The organism is Glycomyces tritici (assembly GCF_030403505.1).
Genome location: NZ_JAUEMJ010000002.1, coordinates 518,289 through 539,716 on the forward strand (window position 1 = coordinate 518,289; position 21,428 = coordinate 539,716).

Annotated in this window: 19 protein-coding genes; 11 read left to right on the forward strand and 8 right to left on the reverse strand. The window is 71.3% G+C overall.

Features of this window, described 5'->3' with window-relative positions:
* Positions 1–225: 225 nt before the first annotated feature.
* On the forward strand, positions 226–1,005 hold the full coding sequence (locus QWI33_RS07630; RefSeq protein WP_289956477.1) for an SDR family NAD(P)-dependent oxidoreductase: 780 nt from the start codon (positions 226–228) through the stop codon (positions 1,003–1,005).
* A 106-nt stretch (positions 1,006–1,111) separates the two neighbouring features.
* Positions 1,112–2,317, forward strand: coding sequence for a sulfotransferase family protein (locus QWI33_RS07635; protein WP_289956478.1), 1,206 nt, complete (start codon positions 1,112–1,114; stop codon positions 2,315–2,317).
* Between the two features lie 57 nt (positions 2,318–2,374).
* On the opposite strand, the gene QWI33_RS07640 is transcribed toward QWI33_RS07635, so the two are convergent.
* Positions 2,375–2,668: a hypothetical protein gene (locus tag QWI33_RS07640; protein ID WP_289956479.1), complete on the reverse strand. Its 294-nt coding sequence runs from the start codon at positions 2,666–2,668 to the stop codon at positions 2,375–2,377.
* A gap of 265 nt (positions 2,669–2,933) precedes the next feature.
* Here QWI33_RS07640 and QWI33_RS07645 point away from each other — a divergent pair, with 265 nt between their 5' ends.
* From QWI33_RS07645 to QWI33_RS07655, 3 genes are all read left to right on the forward strand, one after another.
* Positions 2,934–3,680 carry an SAM-dependent methyltransferase gene (locus QWI33_RS07645; protein WP_289956480.1) on the forward strand — a complete coding sequence of 249 codons (747 nt, stop codon included), beginning with the start codon at positions 2,934–2,936 and terminating at the stop codon, positions 3,678–3,680.
* Positions 3,681–3,795: 115 nt separating this feature from the next.
* Positions 3,796–4,635 carry an alpha/beta fold hydrolase gene (locus QWI33_RS07650; RefSeq protein ID WP_289956481.1) on the forward strand — a complete coding sequence of 280 codons (840 nt, stop codon included), beginning with the start codon at positions 3,796–3,798 and terminating at the stop codon, positions 4,633–4,635.
* 291 nt (positions 4,636–4,926) lie between these two features.
* On the forward strand, positions 4,927–5,220 hold the full coding sequence (locus tag QWI33_RS07655; RefSeq protein WP_289956482.1) for a hypothetical protein: 294 nt from the start codon (positions 4,927–4,929) through the stop codon (positions 5,218–5,220).
* Positions 5,221–5,444: 224 nt separating this feature from the next.
* Here the strand turns inward: QWI33_RS07655 and QWI33_RS07660 are convergent, their stop codons facing one another.
* Genes QWI33_RS07660 through QWI33_RS07675 form a run of 4 tightly spaced genes read right to left on the reverse strand, consistent with a single transcriptional unit; the run spans position 5,445 to position 8,537 of the window.
* Positions 5,445–6,347: an ABC transporter substrate-binding protein gene (locus QWI33_RS07660; RefSeq protein ID WP_289956483.1), complete on the reverse strand. Its 903-nt coding sequence runs from the start codon at positions 6,345–6,347 to the stop codon at positions 5,445–5,447.
* The gene (locus QWI33_RS07665; protein WP_289956484.1) at positions 6,344–7,063 is read right to left on the reverse strand and encodes an ABC transporter permease subunit; all 720 of its coding nucleotides are present in this window, start codon (positions 7,061–7,063) and stop codon (positions 6,344–6,346) included. The genes QWI33_RS07660 and QWI33_RS07665 overlap by 4 nt, the downstream gene beginning before the upstream one ends.
* Entirely contained in the window at positions 7,060–7,728 is a 669-nt protein-coding gene (locus QWI33_RS07670) for an ABC transporter permease (protein ID WP_289956485.1), read from the reverse strand. Before QWI33_RS07670 ends, QWI33_RS07665 begins: the two co-directional genes overlap by 4 nt.
* A complete protein-coding gene (locus QWI33_RS07675; protein ID WP_289956486.1) occupies positions 7,725–8,537 on the reverse strand; it encodes an ABC transporter ATP-binding protein in 813 nt (270 codons plus the stop codon). The genes QWI33_RS07670 and QWI33_RS07675 overlap by 4 nt, the downstream gene beginning before the upstream one ends.
* Positions 8,538–8,790: 253 nt before the next feature.
* On the opposite strand from QWI33_RS07675, the gene QWI33_RS07680 reads away from it, so the two are divergent.
* Both QWI33_RS07680 and QWI33_RS07685 read left to right on the forward strand, forming a co-directional pair.
* The gene (locus tag QWI33_RS07680) at positions 8,791–9,609 is read left to right on the forward strand and encodes an NAD(P)H-binding protein (RefSeq protein ID WP_289956487.1); all 819 of its coding nucleotides are present in this window, start codon (positions 8,791–8,793) and stop codon (positions 9,607–9,609) included.
* A gap of 149 nt (positions 9,610–9,758) precedes the next feature.
* On the forward strand, positions 9,759–11,702 hold the full coding sequence (locus QWI33_RS07685; protein ID WP_289956488.1) for a potassium transporter Kup: 1,944 nt from the start codon (positions 9,759–9,761) through the stop codon (positions 11,700–11,702).
* A 51-nt stretch (positions 11,703–11,753) separates the two neighbouring features.
* Here the strand turns inward: QWI33_RS07685 and QWI33_RS07690 are convergent, their stop codons facing one another.
* The gene (locus QWI33_RS07690) at positions 11,754–12,620 is read right to left on the reverse strand and encodes an NmrA family NAD(P)-binding protein (RefSeq protein ID WP_289956489.1); all 867 of its coding nucleotides are present in this window, start codon (positions 12,618–12,620) and stop codon (positions 11,754–11,756) included.
* 97 nt (positions 12,621–12,717) lie between these two features.
* Here QWI33_RS07690 and QWI33_RS07695 point away from each other — a divergent pair, with 97 nt between their 5' ends.
* The 4 genes from QWI33_RS07695 (at position 12,718) to QWI33_RS07710 (ending at position 18,263) form a co-directional block, all read left to right on the forward strand.
* Entirely contained in the window at positions 12,718–13,110 is a 393-nt protein-coding gene (locus QWI33_RS07695) for a winged helix-turn-helix transcriptional regulator (RefSeq protein ID WP_289956490.1), read from the forward strand.
* Positions 13,111–13,171: 61 nt separating this feature from the next.
* Entirely contained in the window at positions 13,172–14,287 is a 1,116-nt protein-coding gene (locus tag QWI33_RS07700; RefSeq protein ID WP_289956491.1) for a PP2C family protein-serine/threonine phosphatase, read from the forward strand.
* Positions 14,288–14,585: 298 nt separating this feature from the next.
* The gene (locus QWI33_RS07705) at positions 14,586–17,534 is read left to right on the forward strand and encodes an RICIN domain-containing protein (RefSeq protein WP_289956492.1); all 2,949 of its coding nucleotides are present in this window, start codon (positions 14,586–14,588) and stop codon (positions 17,532–17,534) included.
* Between the two features lie 135 nt (positions 17,535–17,669).
* Positions 17,670–18,263, forward strand: a complete 594-nt coding sequence (locus QWI33_RS07710; RefSeq protein ID WP_289956493.1) for a 3'-5' exonuclease — start codon at positions 17,670–17,672, stop codon at positions 18,261–18,263.
* A 6-nt stretch (positions 18,264–18,269) separates the two neighbouring features.
* Here the strand turns inward: QWI33_RS07710 and QWI33_RS07715 are convergent, their stop codons facing one another.
* Both QWI33_RS07715 and QWI33_RS07720 read right to left on the reverse strand, forming a co-directional pair.
* Positions 18,270–18,776 (reverse strand): RDD family protein, encoded by a 507-nt coding sequence (locus tag QWI33_RS07715; RefSeq protein ID WP_289956494.1) that lies wholly within the window; start codon positions 18,774–18,776, stop codon positions 18,270–18,272.
* Positions 18,777–18,923: 147 nt separating this feature from the next.
* Positions 18,924–21,428 carry an ATP-binding protein gene (locus QWI33_RS07720; RefSeq protein ID WP_289956495.1) on the reverse strand — a complete coding sequence of 835 codons (2,505 nt, stop codon included), beginning with the start codon at positions 21,426–21,428 and terminating at the stop codon, positions 18,924–18,926.

Below are 21,428 nucleotides of genomic sequence, written 5' to 3' on the forward strand. Positions count from 1 at the left end.
AGTCGCAAGCTTCGGATGAGCAAGGCTTTGCTCACATCGATTCCTGGCGTCCAGCCCAGGCGACCCTGACAGTTCCCCAGACCGCCAAGGCCCTTCAAGTCCTCAACGACTCCGAACACCGATCAAGTCGAAGCGAGCTCACTGGGCAGTTGCACCTCCCGGGGTACAGGAGAAGCCCTGCACCTCCTGCGCTGAACGGGCTCCGGCACACCCTAAGGTTCGGGCATGAGCGCACAGGAATACCTCACCGCAATGTTCTCGTTGGAAGGCCGCGTCGCCGTCGTGACCGGCGGCAGCTCGGGCATCGGCAGGGCCATCGCGACCGCGCTGGCCCGTGCGGGCGCGCGGGTCGTGGTCGTGGCGCGGGGCCGGGAGGCGTTGGACGCCACCGTCACCGAGTTGACCGGCTTCGGCTGCGAAGCGGCCTCGGTGAGTGCCGACCTGGGCAGCCGCGAAGGCATCCGCGCCGCCGGCGAAGCGGCGGCGGCGGTCTTCGGCGAGCCCGACATCCTCGTCAACTCCGCCGGGATCAACCTCCGCCCGCCGATGGGCGACATCGACGAAGCGGTGTGGGACGCGACGATGGCCGTGAACCTCGAAGCGCCGTTCCTGCTCGGCCGGCGCTTCGGGCCGGGCATGGCCGAGCGCGGGTTCGGGCGGATCATCCACGTCACCTCGCAGCAGGCGCACCGCGCGTTCGTGCAGAGCGGCGTCTACGGGGTGTCCAAGGGCGCCTTGGAGTCGCTGGCCCGGTCACAGGCGGAGGCGTGGTCGCCGCACGGGGTCACTGCGAACACGCTGGTGCCGGGTTTCGTGCTGACGCCGCTCAATGAGCGGTTGGCCTCCGATCCGGAGCAGGTGGCGGCGCTGGCGGCCCGCACAATGGTCGGGCGCAACGGGTTCGCTGAGGATTTCGCGGGGGCGGCCGTGTTCTTGGCGAGTGGTGCGTCGGGGTACGTGACCGGTCAGGCGGTCTTCGTGGACGGCGGCCTGTCCGTCCACTAGCTCCGGTCGACGGGACGAGCGTCCGCGTGCACTCCGTGCTACTGGGAGTAGTCTGTGCGGACCAGCTGTCACCTTGCGAGCCTTGTGCTTCGAGAGGAACCCCCCAATGAGCCGGACCACCGTCACCGCCGCTGTCGTGAACGCGATGCTGCGGCCTTCGTTCAAGGGCCGGAAGCGGCCCGCCGAGACCTGGCAGCGCATCGTCGCCGCCGTCGAGAAGTCGACCGGATGGTCGACCGCAGGTGACGAGGAGTTCGTCGCCGAGATGGGCTTCCACCTGCAATGCCTTGCCGATGAGCCGATGCTGACGCCGCTCGGCTGGCAGTCGGGCCTCGAGGACGCCAAGGCGCGCTTGCAGAACCGCCTGCGGATTCGCCAGCGGATCATCGAGCACCCCGAGATCGCGGACGAGCGGATCGTGGACCCGGTGTTCGTGGTGGGCCTGCCGCGCACGGCGACCACGTTGGCGCACAAGATCCTCGCCGCTTCGGATGCGCATCGCGGGCCGCTGATGTGGGAGATGATGCACACCGACATCCCGCAGTACCGGGCCGAGGCGGAGAAGACCATCCGGAGCCTGGAGTCCGGGACGCGGATGATGGTGAAGTTCGCGCCCTCGTGGGAGGTCATCCACCCGATTCGGGTGCACTCGCCCGAGGAGTCGCTGCTGGTCCTGCCGCACGGCAGGTACCACCTGTTCCTGCGCGGGGCGCTGCCGGAGTACCGGCAGTGGCTGGACGGGCGGGACTGCACGGGCGACTACCGGTATCTGAAGCGGGCGCTGCAGGTGCTGCAGTACCAGCGGGAGCCGAAGCGGTGGATGCTGAAGTACCCGGCGCACTTGAACGAGCTCGAGGTGATCCGGAAGGTGTTCCCGGATGCGACGTTCGTGTGGACGCACCGGGACCCGACCACGGTGATGGGCTCGGTGTGCTCGCTGATGGAGACGTCGTGGTCGCTGTACCAGCGCCGCATCGACTTCGAGGCGATCGGGCGGGTGGCGCTGAGTCTGCTGGTCGAGTCGATCGAGCAGGGCCGGGCGGCGCGCCTGAAGCTCCCGGCGGAGTCCATCATCGACGTGCCCTACCACCGGTTGAGCTCGGACCCGGTGAACGAGGTGCCGAAGCTGTACAAGGCGATCGACGCCGAGTGGACGGAGAAGGACGCGGGCAACCTGGAGCACGTGCTGGCCCGTCCGCAGAGCGACCGGCGGCACGAGTACTCGCTGTCGCGGTACGGCCTGTCGATCCAGGGCGTGGAGGACGCGTTCTGCGACTACACCCGCATGTGCGGCGCCCTGAACACCCGCTGAGCACGGCGCGAGGGGCGGGCCGATCCTGTGTGGATCGGCCCGCCCCTCGCGGTTCGTCTAGAGGCCGGTCTGGTTCCGGAAGTCCTCTACGGAGCCCTGGGCGCCGTCGACGTGGTCCTGCACCTGGCCTTGGGCGCCTTCGACGCCCTCCTGCACTTGGCCCTGCGCGTTCTCGACGCCTTCCTGGGCCTGCCCCTGCAGGCCCTCGGCGGCGCCGCCGACCTGCTCGCCGAATTGGTCGACCGGTGCGTCCGTGACGCCGCCGATCATCTCCTCGGCCTTCTCCTTGGCGCCGTCGACGGCTCCGGAGAACATGTCCTTCAGTTCATTGAACTTGTCCGCAAAACCCATGGTGTACCCCCTTGTTCGCGTTGACCTGTCCAACTATAGGGGTTTGCACCGAAAAACCTAAATCCTCCGGCACGGGATGTCACAGGCCACTCGCCGAGCGGGCGAAATCAGCTCGACGCGACGGCGGCTCGCGTCGTACACTGCTGCGGCATTCGCAGGCGAACGAGTTTTGGAGATGATTTTTTGAAGGTCCAGGCGCTTGCGGCCGGCTTCGGCCGTCCGCTTTCCGACACCGTCATGACTTCATCGAAAGCAAAGGACCACAGTGGATCTCCCACTCACCTTCGTCATCGCCGAGAGCTCGCACCGCATCCACAACCCCGTCGATAGCCGCAAGCTGGCACAGCTGGGCGAGGCCCTGCGCCTCACTCCCGGCTCGCGGATGCTCGACCTGGCCAGCGGCTCAGGCGAGATGCTCTGCACCTGGGCCCGCGACCACGGGATCGGCGGCACCGGCGTCGACCTCAGCACCGCGTTCACCGCACGGGCGCAGGCCCGCGCCGCCGAACTCGGCGTCGCCGACCGCTGCGAGTTCGTGCACGGCGACGCCGCCGGGCATATCGCAAGCGAACCGGTCGACATCGCCGCCTGCATCGGCGCCACCTGGATCGGCGGCGGCACCGCCGGCACGGTCGCGCTCCTGGAGCAGAGCCTCCGCCCGGGCGGGCTGATGCTCATCGGCGAGTGCTACTGGCGCCAGGACCCGCCGGACGAGGCCACGCTCAAAGGCTGCTACGCCGAGACCAGGTCGAGCTTCTTCGACCTGCCCGGACTGGTCGAGCACTTCGACTCGCTCGGCTACGACGTCGTCGAGATGGTCCTGGCCGACCAGGACAGCTGGGACCGGTACGCGGCCGCGCAGTGGCTGAACATCCGCACATGGCTCGACGACAACCCGGGCCATGAGCTCGCCGAACAGATGCGGCACCAACTGCGAACGGTCCGCATGAACCACGTTCGCTACCAGCGCGACTACCTCGGGTGGGGCGTCTTCGCCCTCATGAAGCGCTAGCGGCATGACGCGGGCCCGGCACCTCGGTGCCGGGCCCGCCTTGCGCCGCAGCGGAACCGGGCCGAAGGGATAGGGTCGAGGCGAGTCGCCACACCCAGCGAGCGGAAGGGCCGCCATGCCCCACATCGAACTCCCCCTCGGCACGATCTCCTATGAGGACACCGGTGCGGGCCCGGTGGTCCTGCTCCTCCACGGGCTCATCCAGAACGCCGCCGTCTGGCGCGCGGTCGCCGCCGATCTGGCCGCCGACCACCGCGTCATCACCCCGACCCTCCCCTACGGCAGCCACGCGGCGCCCATGAAGCCCGGCGCCGACCTGACCCCGCTGAGCACCGCACGCCTCATCGGCGAGTTCGCCGACGCCCTTGGCCTCCCGCCCGACACGGTCTTCGTCGAGAACGACGCCGGACGCCTCCAGCAGCTCGCCGCCGAACGCCCGGACCGGGTGGGCCGCATGGTCATCGCCGGATGCGAGGCCTTCGACAACTACCCGCCCCGAGGGGGCGGCACCCTGCTCCACGCCGCCGCGAGCATCCCCGGCGGCATCCGCCTCCTCGCCCTGGCGCTCACGCCCCGGCCGCTGCGGCGCCTCCCCGGGACCGGCTTCGCCGCCATGACCGCGAAGGGAGTGCCGCACGACCTCACCGACGGCTGGCTCGCGCCGCTGCGCACCGACGCCGCCGTCCGCGCTGACCTCGTCAAGTACCTCAAGGGCACCCGCAAGACCGAGATGCTCGAAGCGGCAGGGAGGCTCGCGGACTTCCCCAATCCGACACTCGTGGTGTGGGGCCGGCAGGACCGGATGATGCCGCCCGAGCACGGCCGCCGCCTCGCCGCGCTCATCCCCGGCGCCGAACTCCTGGAACTGGACGACTGCGGGACCCTCATCCCCGTCGACCGGCCGGAGGCGCTGGCCGCGGCCGTACGCGCGTTCGCCGCCGCGCACCGGGCCTAAAGGTAGTCCCGCAACGAACAAGCACTCAACGAGACATTGAGCCGCCATACCTCGAGTGATCCGTCGGGGCCTCCCGACGAGCAGCTCACGGTGAGCGGGATGATTCCCCAGCACGCTGCCCGCAGCACTCCGGTATTCAACGGCGAGGGCCAGATCCTTCTGGTCCACAGCCGCCGCTTTGACACCGTGCGACGACCCCGACTGCGGCTGATCATGAGTACCGTACGGACGGCGCTCCGGCGGTATCGTAAAAGGCAGCACCCCGAACACTAGAGATCCGGACGCGCCGCCATGCTCGACCCCTTCACCGACGCACCCATTCCGCCCCAGGGCGATCGACCCCCCGAGAACGGCATCGGCATCACCGCGCTCGTCCTCGGGCTGATCGCGTTTGCGCTCCTGTGGGTGCCCATGCTCTACCTCTTCACCTGGCCAGTCGGCCTACTGGCGGTCGTATTCGGCGCCATCGGCCTCAACCGGGCCCGCACCGGCCTCGCCACCAACCGCAGCACTGCGGCCGGCGGGTTCTTCAGCGGGCTCGGCGCACTGGTCGTCATGGCCCTGGCCGTGCTCATCACCCTCTAGGACGACCCACTCCAGTTTCTCTGACGCGTATGCCATCGGTCCAAAGGGGACCGTGCTCGCCCAAGGCGCTCGCCAGAGAGGGCGAATCTGTCGTAGTCGGCGAGTCGAGGACCCATTAGCGCGGAACGCCGCAGGCACCGGGCCTGCGCAACGCCGTCCGCATCGGCCCTGAACGCGAAGCGCCGCCCCCGCCGCGACGGCGGGGGCGGCGTTGTTCGTCGCGGTTAGCCGAGGTTCGCTTCGGCGAGCCAGTCCTTCGCGATCGTCTCGGCCGGCAGCTCCTCGTTCACGCTGCGCGAGTTCATGGCCAGCAGGTCCTCCGGGGTCATCGCCGCGCTCACGGCATTGATGACGGCCGCGGCCTCGTCGTCCACGTTGTCGCTCGCGAGCGGCACCACGTGCGAGGCCAAGAACAGGCCCTTGGTGTCCTGCAAGGAGACCAGGTCGTTCGCCGCGACCGACGGGTCGGCGGTGTAGATGATGGCGAGCTGGATGTCGCCGTCGTTGAGCGCCTGCACCGTGAGCGGGCCGCCGCCGTCCTCAATGGGCGTGAAGCCGACCTCGACGCCGTACGTGTCGAGCAGGCCCTGCGGGCCGTTCGGGCGGTTCTCCGCCTCGGAGTTGGCGCCCATGGTCATCGGCGAGGTCACGTTCGCCAGGTCGTCCACTGTGGTGAGCGACCATTCGTCGGCGAACGCCCGCGTCACCGTGTACGAGTCCTGGTCGGTCGCGGGCGACTGGTCGAGCACCCGCAGGCCGTCAGGGGTGGCCCCCTGCAGGGCCGCGTACACGTCCTCGCTCAGCCGCGCCTCGGTGTCGGGCTCCCAGTACTGCAGCAGCGGGCCCGTGTACTCGGGGAACAGGTCGATCGAGCCGCCCTCGATCTCCGGCAGGTAGGCCTCGCGCTGGCCTATCCGGAACTGGCGGTCCACGGTGAACCCGGCGTCCTCGAGGGACTGGGCGTACACCTCGGCGATGATCTCGCTGGAGTAGTAGTCCTGCGAGCCGATCACGATGGTGTCGCCGTCCGACTCGCCGCTGGAGAGCGGGTCCCCGGACGAGCAGGCCGTGGCGGTCAGGACGGCCGCGAGCGCGACCGCGCCCAAGGCCTTGGAGCGGGTGTTCATACGAGTTCCTTCTCTCGGGGACTTTCGGGCGCGCCCACCGCGTCGTCGGACCGGGCGGTCGCGGCGATGCGCCCGGCCGCCCGGCGCTGCGCGGCGGCGAAGAGGAGTTCGAGCACGAGGGCCAGCGCGGCGACGAGGAGCGCTCCGGCGAGCATCTCGGCGTAGTCGCGGGATTTGAGGCCGGAGAACAGGTAGCGGCCGAGGCCGAAGTCCGCGGTGTAGGCGGCGAGGGTGGCGGTGGCGACGACCTGGAGGGTGGCGGCGCGCAGGCCGCCGATGATCACCGGTGCGGCCAAGGGGATCTCGACTTGGAGGACGACTTGGCGGGGGCTCATGCCGATGGCCTTGGCGGCGCCGGTGGTGTCGGTGCCGACGTTCTGGACGCCCGCGTAGGCGCCGGCGAGGACGGACGGGACGGCGAGCACGATGAGCGCCAGGAGCGGTGCTTCGAGGCCGATGCCGAGGGCGAGGCCGAGGAGGGTGAGGAGGCCGAGGGTGGGGATGGCGCGGGCGGCGCCGGCGATGGCGCCGATGAGGCCGGCGCCTCTGCGGGCGTGTCCGATGAGGATGCCGGCGGGGAGGGCGAGGACCGCGGCGGCGGCGACTGCGGCGAACGTGATGGTGAGGTGCTGGAGGACGCGGGTGGGCACGCCGCCCGGGCCGGTCCAGTGGGCCGGGTCGGTGAGCCAGGCGAGGGCGTCGAGGAAGAGGTTCATACGGTTTTCTCCTGCGGGAGGAGGCGTTCGCGGCGGGTGGCGGCCCAGGGGGTGAGGAGGCGGCCGGCGGTGACGAGGAGGGCGTCGAAGAGGAGGGCGAGTGCCATGGTGGCGATGACGCCGGTGGCGACTTCGGCGGGGATGCCGCGCTGGAAGCCGTCGGTGAGGAGGGTGCCGAGGCTGGGCACGCCGATGAGCGCGCCGATGGTGACGAGGCTGACCGTGGAGACGGCGACGACGCGGATGCCCGCGAGGAGTACGGGGAGGGCGAGGGGGAGGTCGACGCGCCAGAAGACGCTGCGGGGCGAGTGGCCGACGGCGACTGCGGCTTCGCGGACGCGGGGGTCGACGGAGCCGAAGGCGTCGGCGGCGGTGCGCACCAGCAGGGCGACGCCGTAGACGGTGAGGGCGATGACCATGGTGGCGGGCGAGCGCAGGGGGATGCCGAAGATCGCGGGGATGATGATGAGCAGGGGCAGGGCGGGGATGGCGTAGAGGAGGCTGGCGGCGCCGAGGAGCGGGCCGCCGAGGCGGGGGCGCCGCTCGGCGAGGCGTCCGATGGGGACGGCGAGGAGGACGCTGAGCAGGATCGCGGGGGCGCTGAGCAGGAGGTGGTCGCGGGTGAGTTCGATGACCTGCGGCCAGTTCAGGGAGAGCCAGGTCAAGACGCGAGCACCCCCACGGGCCGCCCCGTGGCGTCGACGGCGATGGTGCGGCCGTCCACTTCGGTGGTGTGGAGTTCGCGTTCGGCGCGGTCGGCGCCGACGAAGTCGCGCACGAAGTCGTCGGCGGGCGCGCCGAGGATCTCGGCGGGGGTGCCGCGCTGGGCGATGACGCCGCCTTCGCGCAGGACGACGACCTCGTCGCCGAGGAGGAAGGCCTCGTCGATGTCGTGGGTGACGAACACGATGGTCTTGCGGAGGTCGGCCTGGAGGCGCAGGAGTTCCTCCTGGAGTTCGCGGCGCATGATCGGGTCGACGGCGCCGAAGGGCTCGTCCATGAGCAGGATGTCCGGGTCGGCGGCGAGGGCGCGGGCGACGCCGACGCGCTGCTGCTGGCCGCCGGAGAGCTGGCCGGGGTAGCGGCTGCCGACCTTGGGGTCGAGGCCGACGCGTTCGAGGAGTTCGCCTGCGGCCGTGCGGGCCCGGCGCTTGGGGACGCCGTTGAGGACGGGCACGGTGGCGATGTTGTCGATGACGCTGCGGTGCGGGAGGAGGCCGCCGTGCTGGAGCACGTAGCCGATGGAGCGGCGCAGGGCGACGGGGTCGCGGTCGCGGACGTCCTCGCCGTCGATGAGGACGCGGCCGGAGGTGGGTTCGACCATGCGGTTGACGGTGCGCAGGAGGGTGGACTTGCCCGAGCCGGAGGAGCCGACCAGCACCACGGTGGTGTGGGAGGGGACGACCAGTGAGAAGTCGGCGACGGCCGCTGGATGGCCCGGATAGGTCTTCGACACCGTTTCGAACTCGATCACAGCGGTTCCCTGGAAGATATGGGCAAAGCGGTCACGCACAGTCTATACAACCGAGCGGCGCGCTTTTTCGTACTTGCAATCGAAGCCCGACAGTCCTGAGTGTCCTGTCGGGGCCAAGCGCGCACCGGTCTTAGGACCTGCGGCGGACCGCGCCCGGGCCGCTGGTCCGATGGCGGCGCGCCCCGGCGGCCCTAGCGTTGGGCGGGCCGTCAGGGACCGGATCCCGGTCCCCGCGAACCGAAAGGGCACTGCCATGACCATCCTGATCACCGGCGCGACCGGGAACGTCGGCCGCCACCTCGTCGAGCGGCTGCACGCCGCCGGGCATCCGGTGCGCGCCCTCACCCGCGACCCTGCCAAGGCGGACCTGCCTGCGGGCGTTGACGTCCGGGCCGGGGACTTCACCGACTTCGCGAGCCTCGAGGCCGCCCTCGAAGGCGCCACCGCACTGCACCTCCTCACCACGTTCGGGCCCGGGAACACCACGGTCCCCGGCAGCCGCGACCTGGTCGCCGCCGCGGTCAAGGCCGGCGTGCTGCGCGTGACGCTGCTCTGGAACGGCTACGCCGGGCCCGTCGAGGAGGCGGTGGAGGATTCCGAGCTCGCGTACACGCACCTGCGGCCCGGCGAGTTCATGTCGAACGCGCTCAGCTGGGCCGAGACGATCCGCGCCGGAGGCGTCGTGCGCGAGGCCTACGGCGAGGTCGGGCACTCCCCCGTCGACGTGCGCGACATCGCCGACGTGGCCGCCCTCGCGCTCACCGAGGACGGGCACGCCGGGAAGGCGTACGTCCTCACCGGGCCCGAAGTGCTCACCGCGCCCCAGCAGGTCGCGCGCATCGCTGACGCGATCGGCCGGGACGTGCGGTACGAGGCCGAGGACCGCGAAGACGCCAAGGAGCGCATGCGCGCCCTGGGCATCGAAGAGCAGGCCATCGACTACGTGCTCGACTGGCGGGCCGACCCGCCCGAGTTCGCCAGCCAGGTCTTCCCCACCGTCGCCGAGGTCACCGGCCGGCCCGCGCGGACCTTCGCCGCCTGGGCCCACGACCACGCCGACTCGTTCCGCTAGTGGATCGGCCCCGGCCGGGCCGGGGCCGATTCGCAGGTCACGCCGTGTTCCGGATTACTCCGGTCGGTGGCCGGGAACCCGTTTCGCGCGGTATCGTCCACCGGTCGGACCGGACCGCTGGGCCCGGTCCCCGAGAAGGAGTGACCGTCGTGACCGCCCAGTCCGAGGCAGCGCCGAGCCCAGGACCCGCGCCCACCGCCCGCGGGGCGCTGCGGCTCGCCCTCGTCGTCGGCGCGCTCGGCGTCGTCTTCGGCGACATCGGCACGAGCCCGATCTACGCCCTCCAGACCCTCTTCAACCCCGCCGACCCGCACCCCGTGCCCATCGACGACAACAACGTCTACGGACTCATCTCCCTCATCTTCTGGTCGATGACCCTCATCGTCACCGTCTTCTACGTCGCCCTCGCCATGCGCGCCGACAACGACGGCGAAGGCGGCATCATGGCCCTCATCACCCTCATCCGCCGCCACGGCGCCCACCGCGGCCGCCGCACCACGCTCGTCCTCGCCGCCCTCGGCATCTTCGGCGCCGCGCTCTTCCTCGGCGACAGCATGATCACCCCCGCCATCTCCGTGCTCTCCGCCGTCGAGGGCCTCAAGGTCATCGACCCGCGCCTCGACGTCTGGGTCGTGCCCATCACCGCCGTGATCATCGTGCTGCTCTTCGGGTTCCAGCGCAAAGGCACCGCCGCCATCGGCCGCCTCTTCGGCCCCGTGATGATCATCTGGTTCCTCACCCTCGCCGCGCTCGGCGTCGGCGGGATCGGCCACCACCCCGAGATCCTCCGCGCCCTCTCCCCCGCCTACGCCGCCCAGTTCCTCGCCGGCCACTTCCACATCGCGTTCTTCGCCCTCGCCGCCGTCGTGCTCACCTTCACCGGCGCCGAAGCGCTCTACGCCGACATGGGCCACTTCGGGCGCCGCTCCATCACCGCCGGCTGGATCCTCCTGGTCTTCCCCTCACTCCTGCTCAACTACATGGGCCAGGGCGCGATGATCCTCGAGAGCCCCGCCAACGTGAGCGGCCCGTTCTTCCTCCTCGCACCCGAATGGGGCCGCGCCCCGCTCACCGTCCTCGCCACCGCCGCCACCGTGATCGCCTCCCAGGCCGTCATCACCGGCGCGTACTCCGTCGCCTCCCAGGCCTCCAAACTCGGGTACCTGCCGCGCCTGCGCATCAGCCACACCTCCGAGCACGAGATCGGGCAGATCTACGTGCCCTGGATCAACTGGATGCTCCTGGTCTCCGTGCTCACCCTCGTGTTCGCGTTCCGCAGCTCCGCGTCCCTCGCCTACGCGTACGGCATGGCCGTCATCGGCACCATCACCATCGTGACGCTCCTGTACTGCTACGTCGCCCGCACGCTCTGGCGCGCCCCGCGCTGGCTCGTCCTCACCGGCGGCGGCCTGCTGCTCGCCTTCAACCTGCTGTTCCTCGCCGCCAACACCACCAAGCTCGTCCACGGCGCCTGGCTGCCGCTCGTCATCGGCATCACCGCGTTCACCGTCATGGTCACCTGGCAGCGCGGCCGCGAGATCGTCACCGCCGAACGCCTCCGCCGCGAAGGCCCCCTCGACGGCTTCCTCGCCCGGCTCCAGCAGGGCGAACCCAAGGTCGCCCAAGTGCCCGGCACCGCCGTGTTCCTCAACCGCGGCGCCTTGACCGCGCCACTCGCCATGCGCGCCAACATGGAACGCAACCACGTCCGCCACGCCACCATCGTCGTCATGTCCGTCGAGACCGAGCCCGTGCCGCGCGTCCCCGACGCTGAACGCGTGGTCGTGCGCAGCCTCGGCGCCGCCGACGAGGGCATCGTCCACATCACCGCCCGCTACGGCTACATGGAGCCCCAGGACGTGCCCGCCGCGCTCCGCCTCGCCAAGGCGCAGGCCCCCGGCCGCGGCCTGAAACTGCGCGACACCACGTACTTCCTCTCCACGATCCAACTGCGCGGCGGCCCCGACCCGACCATGGCCGCCTGGCGCAAGCGCCTGTTCATCGCCACCGCCCACATCACCGCCGACGCCGCCGACCACTTCAAACTGCCGCGCGACCACACCGTCATCATGGGCTCCCAGATCGAGGTCTAGACACGCCGAAACGGCCCGCGGGGGCTCCCGCGGGCCGTTCGGTTCGTCGCCTTATGCCCGAGCGGCCGCGAGGCCCTCGGTGATCGAGTGCGCGATCGGGGTCGTCGGACGCCCGATGAGCTTCGCGAGGTCACCGGTCTGCACGGCCAGCACGCCGCGCGAGATGCCCTCGTCGACGCCCACGAAGACCGCCGCGACCGGGTCGGGCAGACCCGCCCCGACCAGGATCTCGCGGTGGACGTCCGCCGGCACCCGGTTGACCGGCAGCTCGGAGCCGAGCTGGCGCGACGCCTCGGCGGCGTACTCCTCGAAGGTCCAGACCTCGTCGCCGCTGAGCTCGTACGCCCGGTTCTCGTGGCCTTCGGCGGTGAGCACGGCGACGGCGGCGGCCGCGTAGTCCGCGCGCGCGGCGGTGGCGACCTTGGCGCCCTCGGCCGAGCTGGTCAAGACGCCGCCGTTGGCGATGGCCGTGCCCAGGCCCCCCGTGTAGACCTCGTGGTAGAAGCCGTTGCGCAGCAGCACGTACGGCAGGCCCGAGTCGATCAGGTACCGCTCGGTGATCTGGTGCTCGCGGGCGAGCTCGATGTCGGCGGCCGGGCCGCCGAGGATGCTGGTGTAGCCCAGGAGCGCGACGTTCGCGCGCTTCGCCGCGTCGATGACCGCCTTGTGCTGCGGCACGCGCTGGCCCACCTCGCTGCCGGAGATGAGGAGGACCTTCTCGCCTTCGCGGAAGGCGTCGACGAGGGAGGCCGGGTCGCTGTAGTCGGCGACGCGGACCTCGACGCCGAGCTCGCCGAAGCGGGCGGCCTTGGCGGCGTCGCGCACGACGACGGCGATCTGCTCCACGGGGACCTCGTTGACGAGGCCTTCGACGACGAGCTGGCCCAGGTTGCCAGTGGCACCGGTGACGACGATCATTGCTTGCTCCTTCAACTGTCGGTTGCGTCTACCATTGCACTTACGAAATGAAAGCACAATCTTTTGGAAAGCACTGTTGCGGAGGTAACATCGCGTCATGAGCACTCAGCGAACCGAACTCGTGCCCGGATTCGAAGTGCAGGCCGCCGGCTGCGAGTCGCGCGTCATCCTCGACCACATCACCGGCCGCTGGGGCACGCTCATTCTGCTGGCACTCCACGAGGGCCCGATGCGCTTCAGCGAAATCCGCCGGGCGATCGAGGGCATCAACGAGAAGGCCCTCGCGCAGAGCCTCAAGCACTTCGAACGCGACGGGATCGTCGACCGCCTCGCCCCCGAGGACGGCTACCCCTCGCGCGTCGAGTACCGCCTCACCGCGACCGGCGCCGGACTCGAAGCGCGACTGCGCGACCTCGTGCTGCACCTCTACGACGAAATGCCGAAGGTGCTCGACTCGCACGCCGAGTTCGACGCGCGCCGCGCGTCCTGATTCTTCACCCGACCTGTTCGAAACCGCAGGTGGCCGCCCCCGGGCGGCCTAGACTCAGCCCATGGCTGCGCAGGTCCCGCGAGCGGGTGAGCTGCGGCCGGGCACGGCCATTCCGCGGTGGGTCCGGCTGCTGCCGATCGGAGCCCTCTTCCTCGGCTCCGCCCTCCAGCTCTTCCGCTCCGACCCCCTCCACGCAGGGATCGCGATGGCGGTCGTGCCCGTGCTCGCCGCGTTCGTGCTCGGCCCCGGCTGGACCGCCGCCATCGCCGCGTTCGCCCTGGCCGTGGTCGCCGCCCCGATCCCGGTCTCGCGCCGGTTCGACGGCGACGACATCGTGGTGGTCGGCATCGTCTTCGCCACCGCCATCGGCATCTCCTGGATCCGCCAGCGCTTCGAGGCCGGGCTCGTGACCATGCTCAGCGTCTCGGAGGCGGCGCAGCGCGCGGTGCTGCCCGAACTGCCCGACCGGGTGGGCGACCTGGCGTGCGCGGGGCTGTACCACTCGGCGCAGCAGGGCGCGAGCATCGGCGGGGACTTCTTCGACGTGCGGCCGAGCCCGTACGGGACGCGGATGATCCTCGGCGACGTGCAGGGGCACGGACTCGAGGCGGTGGGCACCGCTTCGATGCTGCTCTCGGTGTTCCACGAGGCGATCCTGGACGAGGCCGAGCTGTGCGGGGTCGCGTGGCGGCTGGAGCGGCGGCTCCTGGAGGACGGCGCGCACGGGTACGTGCCGGAGGTCTTCGCCTCGGTGCTGCTGGCGGAGTTCATGGAGGAGACGGACGAGCTGCGGCTGCTGTCGTGCGGGCATCCGTCGCCGCTGCTGCTGCGGGGCGAGCGCGTGGAGGAGATCGGGCTGAAGCCCGCGCCGGTGCTGGGGCTGCGGCTGGCGGAGCCGGTGCGGCCGAGCGGGACCGTGGCCATGTCGTTCGGCGAGGAGGACACGCTGCTGGCGTTCTCGGACGGGCTGGTGGAGGCGCGGAACGAGGACGGGGAGTACTACCCGCTGGCGCACCACCTGGACGGGCTGGTGGTGCCGCCTTCGCCGCGGCGGCTGGTGGCGTTCGTGTGGGACGACGCGGAGCGGTTCGCGGCGCGGATGGGCGACGACGTGAGCATCCTGGCGATCACGCGGGTGGCGAGGAGCGCGCGGCGGTCGGCACTGCCCGCGGGGTGAGTGCTCGGTCGGCGCTGCCGACGGCGTGAGGGCGGTTGGTGGAGGCCGTCGGACGGCGACGGATCGGCGCTTGCGGGAGGTCGCCGGGCGAGCGCTGAACGTGAGCGGAGGGTCTGCGCGAATCGGACATCGATGGGCCCCCGGCATCAACCCTGACATCGGGGTGCGACATTTTCGGTTGGCGGGAGCGATTCCAGGTCAGGGTTTTTCAATCCGTTAGACAAAGGGTGTTCACAAGCGTTCGATTGTGTGCGATATTCAGATCACTCGATTGCACCCCCCTTTGAAGGAGACAACGATGTCATCTCCCCGACCGAGGCGCAGGCGCCCACTGGCCGCGGCCGGTGCGGTAGGCCTCGCCGCCGTGATCACCGCGTCCGCCCTGCCGCTCCTCAACGCGGGCGCCAGCGCCCAGGAGACCGAGGCGTCCGACGTGCGCGTCACGCTCGACCCCTCCTACCGCGGCCAGGAGTTCGAAGGCTGGGGCACGAGCCTCGTCTGGTTCGCCAACGCCACCGGCGGCTACCCGGACGAGATCCGGAACCAGCTGGTGGACATGGTCTTCGGCGCCGAAGGCCTCAACCTCAACATCGCCAGGTACAACATCGGCGGCGGCAACGCCCCGAACATCGACAACGAGTACCTGCGCGGCGGCGCCTCCGCCGTCCCCGGCTACTGGGCCGCCCCCGAGGGCACCACCCACGAGGACAAGGACTGGTGGGACCCCGAGAACCCCGAGCACTGGAACTGGGACGCCGACGCCAACCAGCGCTGGTGGATCGACCAGATCAAGGAGGACGTCACCCACTGGGAGGCCTTCTCCAACTCCCCGCCGTACTTCCAGACCGTCTCCGGTTACGTCTCGGGCGGGTTCGACGCGAACACCGACCAGATCCGCACCGACTCGGTCGACGAGTTCGCGACCTACCTGACCGAGGTCATGGCGCACGTCGAGGCCGAGCACGGCATCGAGTTCGACACCGTCGACCCGCTCAACGAGCCCAACACGAACTACTGGGGCACCCAGCTCGGCGCGGACGGCGTGCAGCCGACCGGCGGCGGGCAGGAGGGCGCGCACGCCGGGCCCGAGCTGCAGCAGCTGGTGATCAACGCGCTCGCCGCGCAGCTCTCGGAGTCCGAACTGGACACCGTGATCTCGGCGATGGACGAGACCAACCCGGGCAAGTTCACGACGAACTGGAACGCCTACACCGAGCAGTCCCGGGCGAACGTCGAGCAGATGAACGTCCACACCTACGGCACCGGCGGGCGCACCGGCGTCCGCGACCTCGCCAAGGGCGCCGACAAGCCGCTGTGGATGAGCGAGGTCGGCGGCGCGTGGACCGACGGCCAGGACTACACCTCGATGGAGAACGGCCTGGGCATGGCCACCCGCATCACCGACGACCTGCGCGAGCTGGAGCCGTCGGCGTGGGTGCTGTGGCAGCCGATCGAGGACAAGAACCTGGGCCACAGCTGGGGCTCGATCCAGCTGCCGTTCGACTGCACGGCCGAGGACACCCTCGAGACCTGCGGGATCGAGACGAACACGAAGTACCACACGATCCGCAACTTCACGCACTACATCGAGCCGGGCGACTTCATCATCGGCACCGACGACACCTCGACGACCGCGGCGGTCAAGGCCGACGGCAAGGGCGCGAGCGTGGTCTACACGAACAACGCCGAAGGCGCCGTCAACGTCACGCTCGACCTGTCCAAGTTCGGCTCGGTCAAGCGCGGCGCCACGATCACCCCGGTGGTCACCAGCGCCGACGGCGCGCTCGTGGAGGGCGAGCCGGTGCGGGTGCGCGGCGACGCCGCGACCCTCACGGTGCCGGGCAAGTCCGTCACCACGTTCATCGTCGAGGGCGTCTCGGGCGTCGACGGCGACGCGGCGATGGTCCAGGACGACCACGTGTACCGGTTCGACGGCGTGCAGAGCGGCAAGTCGCTCGCGCCGTCCGAGGACGGCACGGGCATCGTGCTCGAGACCGACGACGCCGCCAGCGCCGCGCAGCTGTGGGAGGTCGAGCAGCTGACCGACGGCTACTCCAACCGCGAGCTGTACTCGATCACCAACGCCGCCGACGGCACCCGCCTGGCGGTGTCCGATGAGGGCCTGGCGGTGCTCGAGGAGGCCGAGGACGATCCTGCCGAGGCCGCGCAGTGGTACCTGTCGACGACGGGCGACGGCACGTACGTGCCGGTGAACCGGGCCACGGGCCTGGTGCTCGACGTGTGGGGCGAGGCGACGGCCGACGGCTCGCCGGTCCAGACGTACACGCCGACCGCGGCGAGCAACCAGCGCTGGGCCGTGACCGACGAGACGGTGCTGGCAGCGGCGCAGATCGAGGCGTACACGGTGCCGGGCTTCGTGCCCGAGCTGCCCGCCGCGGTCCCGGGCGTGTACCGGGACGGCGAGCGCGGGGCGCTGCCGGTGGAGTGGAAGATGCCGAACGAGTCCAAGTGGGACAAGACGGGGACGGTGACCGTGAAGGGCACGGCGACCGACCCGCTGGGGAACACGTTCCGCGCCAAGGCGGTCGTCAGCGTCGACACGTTCAGCGAGACGGCCCCGGCCGCGGCGAAGACGTACCCGGGCTTCACCCCTGATCTGCCGGGGACCGTGATCGCCTTGGGCGACAGGGGCACCGAGGCCCCGGTGCCGGTGGTGTGGGAGGAGGCGCCCAAGGGGGCGTTCGACGACTACGGCACCGTGACGCTGGAGGGCACGGCGACCTTGATCGACGGGACGGAGCTCTCGGCGCTGATCGAGGTCGAGGTGACCGACCCGATCGAGGTCAACGTGGCCGTGAACGACGGCGTGACGACCTCGGCGACGTTCACGGAGCCGGGCTATTCGACTGAGGCCCTGCGCAACGGGAACCTGACGGACAAGGCCTGGTCGAACTGGAAGTCGGGCCCGTTCAACACCGAGGAGACCATCACGGTCACGCTGCCGGAGGCGCGCGACGTGACGCGCGTGGTCTCGCACTTCTGGAGCGACGGCGGCCGCAACAGCTACGCCGACACGCTCCAGGTGCAGTACCTGGACGCGGAGGGCCAGTGGCAGAACGCGGGCGGCGTCGTGGACGTGCCGACCGGTGAGGCGCCGGTCATCGACGTCGAGGTGAACGCCGAGACCTCGGCGGTCCGCGTCGCCATGACCGCCGGGTCCGGCGGCACGGTCGGCTGGATCATCCTCAGCGAGATCGAGGTGTACGCGAAGGCTCCGGCCGTTTAGGACGGCGGCCGGATCCGCCGTAGCGAGTGAAGAAGGCCCTTGCCGCCGTTCGGCGGCAAGGGCCTTCGGCCTGCGGGGCGACGAGCGGGGCCGGCGCTCCTGCTAACCTTCGGGCTCGTTGCGGAAGGGCGGCAGATGGACTCTTGGGTGGCGATCGACTTCGAGACCGCCAACGGCAGCAGGGCCAGCGCCTGCTCGGTGGCGGTGGCGCGGGTCAAGGGCGAGGAGGTCGTCGACCGGTTCGCGACCCTCATCCGGCCCCCGGCCGAGCACGGCCGGTTCGAGTACCGCAACACCCGGATCCACGGCATCCAGGCCTCCGATGTGGTCGGTGCGCCCCGGTGGCGGCAGGTGTGGGCGCGGCTGGACGAGTTCGTGGGCGACGACCCGCTGGTGGCGCACAACGCGTCCTTCGACACCTCGGTCATCCGGGCCGCGAACAGCGCGGCGGGCATCCCGTGGCCCGCGATGCGCTACGCCTGCACCATGGTCATCGCCAAGCAGACCTGGCCGATGCCCTCGTACCGGCTGCCCGACGTGGCCGCCGCCGCGGGCGTGAGCCTGGTCCGCCACCACGAGGCGGCGTCGGACACGCTCGCCGCGGCGGGCATCCTCGTCGCGCAGCAGCGCGCGCACGGCGTCGACTCGATCGACGGGCTCATGACGTCGGCCCGGGTCTCCTGGGGCCGGATCTACGACGGCGGCTACGACACGTGCCGCCGCAAGTGAACCTGGTCAGACCTGCGAGGGGTCCCGCGGCGTGAGCGGGTAGCCCTCCTCCTGCAGTCTGCGGGTCCGCGCCACGTCGATGCTGGTCCGCGCCGGCTCACCGCCGGGACCGAGGCCGCCACCGGTCACCACCGCGGCGACCAGGAGCGGCAGCAGGATGGTGCGCACCAGCATGGCCCAGGGGCCCTTGGCGCCGATCCGGCCGCCGTCGCGGTTGCGCACCAGCCGGGTCCCGGTGCACGCACCGCCGAGCGCGCGCCCGTTGCGGAACCAGAGGCCGTACACGAGCGGCACGGCGAACAGCAGGACGAGCGCGATGATCACGGCGCCCCCGTCGCTGATCTGCTGCGTCTCCGGCCGGGACTGGTCGACGATCACGAAGGCCACGAAGGCGAACGCGAAGCCGAGCACGAACACGACGAAGTCGATCAACCAGGCGAACAGCGACGCCCATCCGCCGGCGGGGATGTAGGGCGTGCCGTTGCCGAACGTCTGGATCTTCGAAGCTGCCATGGCAGGCAGACTAGCGCCCGAACGCGAGGGCCGCCGTCACGGCCCACAGTGCTTGACCTGGGTCTCGAACGCCGCCGGGTGGACCGGTGCGGCGATCCCGCCGCTATCCCGCCGGTCGTGCGCCCCGCGAACCGCCCGGACCGGATGTCATCCGCCGACCGCTCCTCGGACCCCTACGCCCGCACCGCTACCGGAGGCGCCCAATCGCTCGGCGACCGCAGCGGCCTCCGGCACGCCGCACGCTTCGTACCCCTCGGCGGCGAGGTGCAGGTGGTGCCGTGCGCCGGCCGCGTCGCCGCGCAGGGACGCGGTGTCGGCGAGGCCGTGGTGGGCCCGTGCGAGCTCGAAGGTGTCCTGGTGGGAGGCGGCGATCGCGGCGGCCCGTTCGAGCTCGGCGACCGCCTCGTCGATCCGGCCCGAGGCGGTGAGCGCGCGGCCGAGGTCGTTGCGGGCGGTCCGCTCCAGCGACGGGTCCGCGAGCCGCACCGCGTCCTCGACGGCCCGTTCGAGCCGCGTCGCGGCCTCGCCCGCCCGGCCTGAGCGGAGCAGGTCCACGCCCAGCTCGATGAGGGTCGCGGTCACGTCGGCCGTGGCCCCTTCGCCGCGGTAGGCCCGGAGGCTGGCGGTGTGCATGGCCGCGGCCTTGGCCGGGTCGCCGAGTTCGCGTTCGAGGACGCCGCGGAAGACCCCGATGCGGATGCGGTTGTGCTCGTCGCCCGCGTCCAGGCGCCGCTCCGCGGCCGCGAGGCGGCGCTCGGTCGCCGCGAACCGCCCGAGCCGCAGCATCGGGACGACCATGTTGGTGCTGATGAGCGCCGCCGCCGCCGTGTCCCCGGCCGCTTCCGCCTGCGCCAGTGCGGCCTCGTGCACCTCGATCGATTCGGCGAACCGCCCGGACCGCCGGTAGAGGATGCCGATGTTGGCCAGTGTCAGTGCCGCGTCGCCGAACTCGCCGAGGTCGCGTTTGAGGGCGACGGACCGGTGGAGGTAGCCGATCGCCTCGCGGTGGCGGCCCGCCGCGACGAGCTGGCGGCCCGCGTCGCCGAGGGTGAACGCCTCCTTGCGGGTGTCGCCGGTGCGGCGGGCGATGTCGAGGGCGATCCGGTTGACGGCGGTGTGCGGGCTGTCGCGCATGCGCCCGCCGAGGTCGGTGTCGGGGTCGTGCACGAAGAACGCGTTGAAGGCCGTCGCGAGGTGCCAGGCTTCCTCGAGCCGGTCGGCGCGGGCCGCGGCGACCACGGCGGCCTCGAGGTTGCCGCGTTCGGTCTGGAACCACGAGAGCGCGGCGGTCTGGTCCGCGAACCCGGGCAGGCCGGCGTCGTGGGCGGCCGCGCCATCGGTGAAGCGGCGCTTGTTCGGGTGGAGCCGGGCGGCCGCGTGGTAGGCGAAGTGGAGGTGGACGCCGAGCATCCGGCCGAGCGCCTCGTCCAGGTCGGCCTGCGCGTCTTCAATGCCGGCGAGCCGGGTCGCGAAGAGCCGCACCAGGTCGTGCAGGCGGTAGCGGCCGTGCGAGCGGGTCTCGGCGAGGTGGACGTCGACCAGGGATTCGAGCATGGCCGTGGCCCGCTCGGGGGCTTCTCCGCAGAGCGCCGCGGCGGCGTGGGCGTCCACGTCGTCGCCGGGGACGAGGCCCAGGCGCCGCAGCAGGAGGCGGTGGGCGGGGTCGAGTTCGAGGTAGGAGGCGCGCAGGGCCGCGGCGACGCCGCGGTGGCCCATGTCGAGCTCGTCGAGGAGCCGGTCCTCGTCGGCGAGGCGGTCCAGCAGGTCCTCGGCCTGCCACAGTGGACGGCTGTGGAGACGGGCCGCGGCCAGGCCCATCGCCAGGGGCAGCCGCCCGCAGCGTTCGGCGATCGCGACGGCCTCGTCCGCGGTGACCCGGTCGGCGAGGGCGGCGCCGATCATCGCCACGGCCTCGCGCATCGGCGGCGGCTCCAGCGGCACCGAGTGCGCACCGGCCACAGCGGACAGGTCGCGGCGGCTCGTGGCGAGGACCAGGCTCACCGAGGTGCCCGGGAGCAGCGCTTCCACCTGCTCGGCGCTCGCGGCGTTGTCGAGCACCAGGAGCACGCGGCGGTCGGCGAGGACGCTGCGGTAACGGGCCGTGAGCTCGTCCGTGTCGTCGGGCAGCGCCCGCTCGGCGACGTCGAGGCCGCGCAGCACGCGCGTCAGCACCGACCGCAGGCCCGGGCGGGGGCCCGCGGGCCGGCTGAAACCGTGGAGGTCGATGAACAGCTGCCCGTCCGGGTAGCGGGGGGCGAGGCCGTGGGCGACCCGGACCGCGAGCGAGGTCTTGCCGACGCCCGCCATGCCGTGCACGGCGACGACGGCGGCCCCGTCGTCGACCGCGGCGGTGATCGCGTCAAGGTGGTCCGCCCGGCCGGCGAACGCCGTGAGCGCCCTCGGCAGTTCGCGGGGCACCAGCGTGAGCGGGTCCCGCACGCGGGTCAGCAGCGCCTGCCCCTCCCCCGCCAGGCCCAGTGCCTCGGCGAGGAGGCGCACGGTCTTCGGTTGCGGCCGTACCCTTCCCGATTCGATGTCGCGGATGGTGCGGATGCCGACCCCCGATTTGAGGGCGAGCTCCTCCTGGGTCATCGCCGCCCGCTGCCGGAGCAGCCGGAGACTGCTGAGGTCGTCGGACGCTTCATCGGGCAT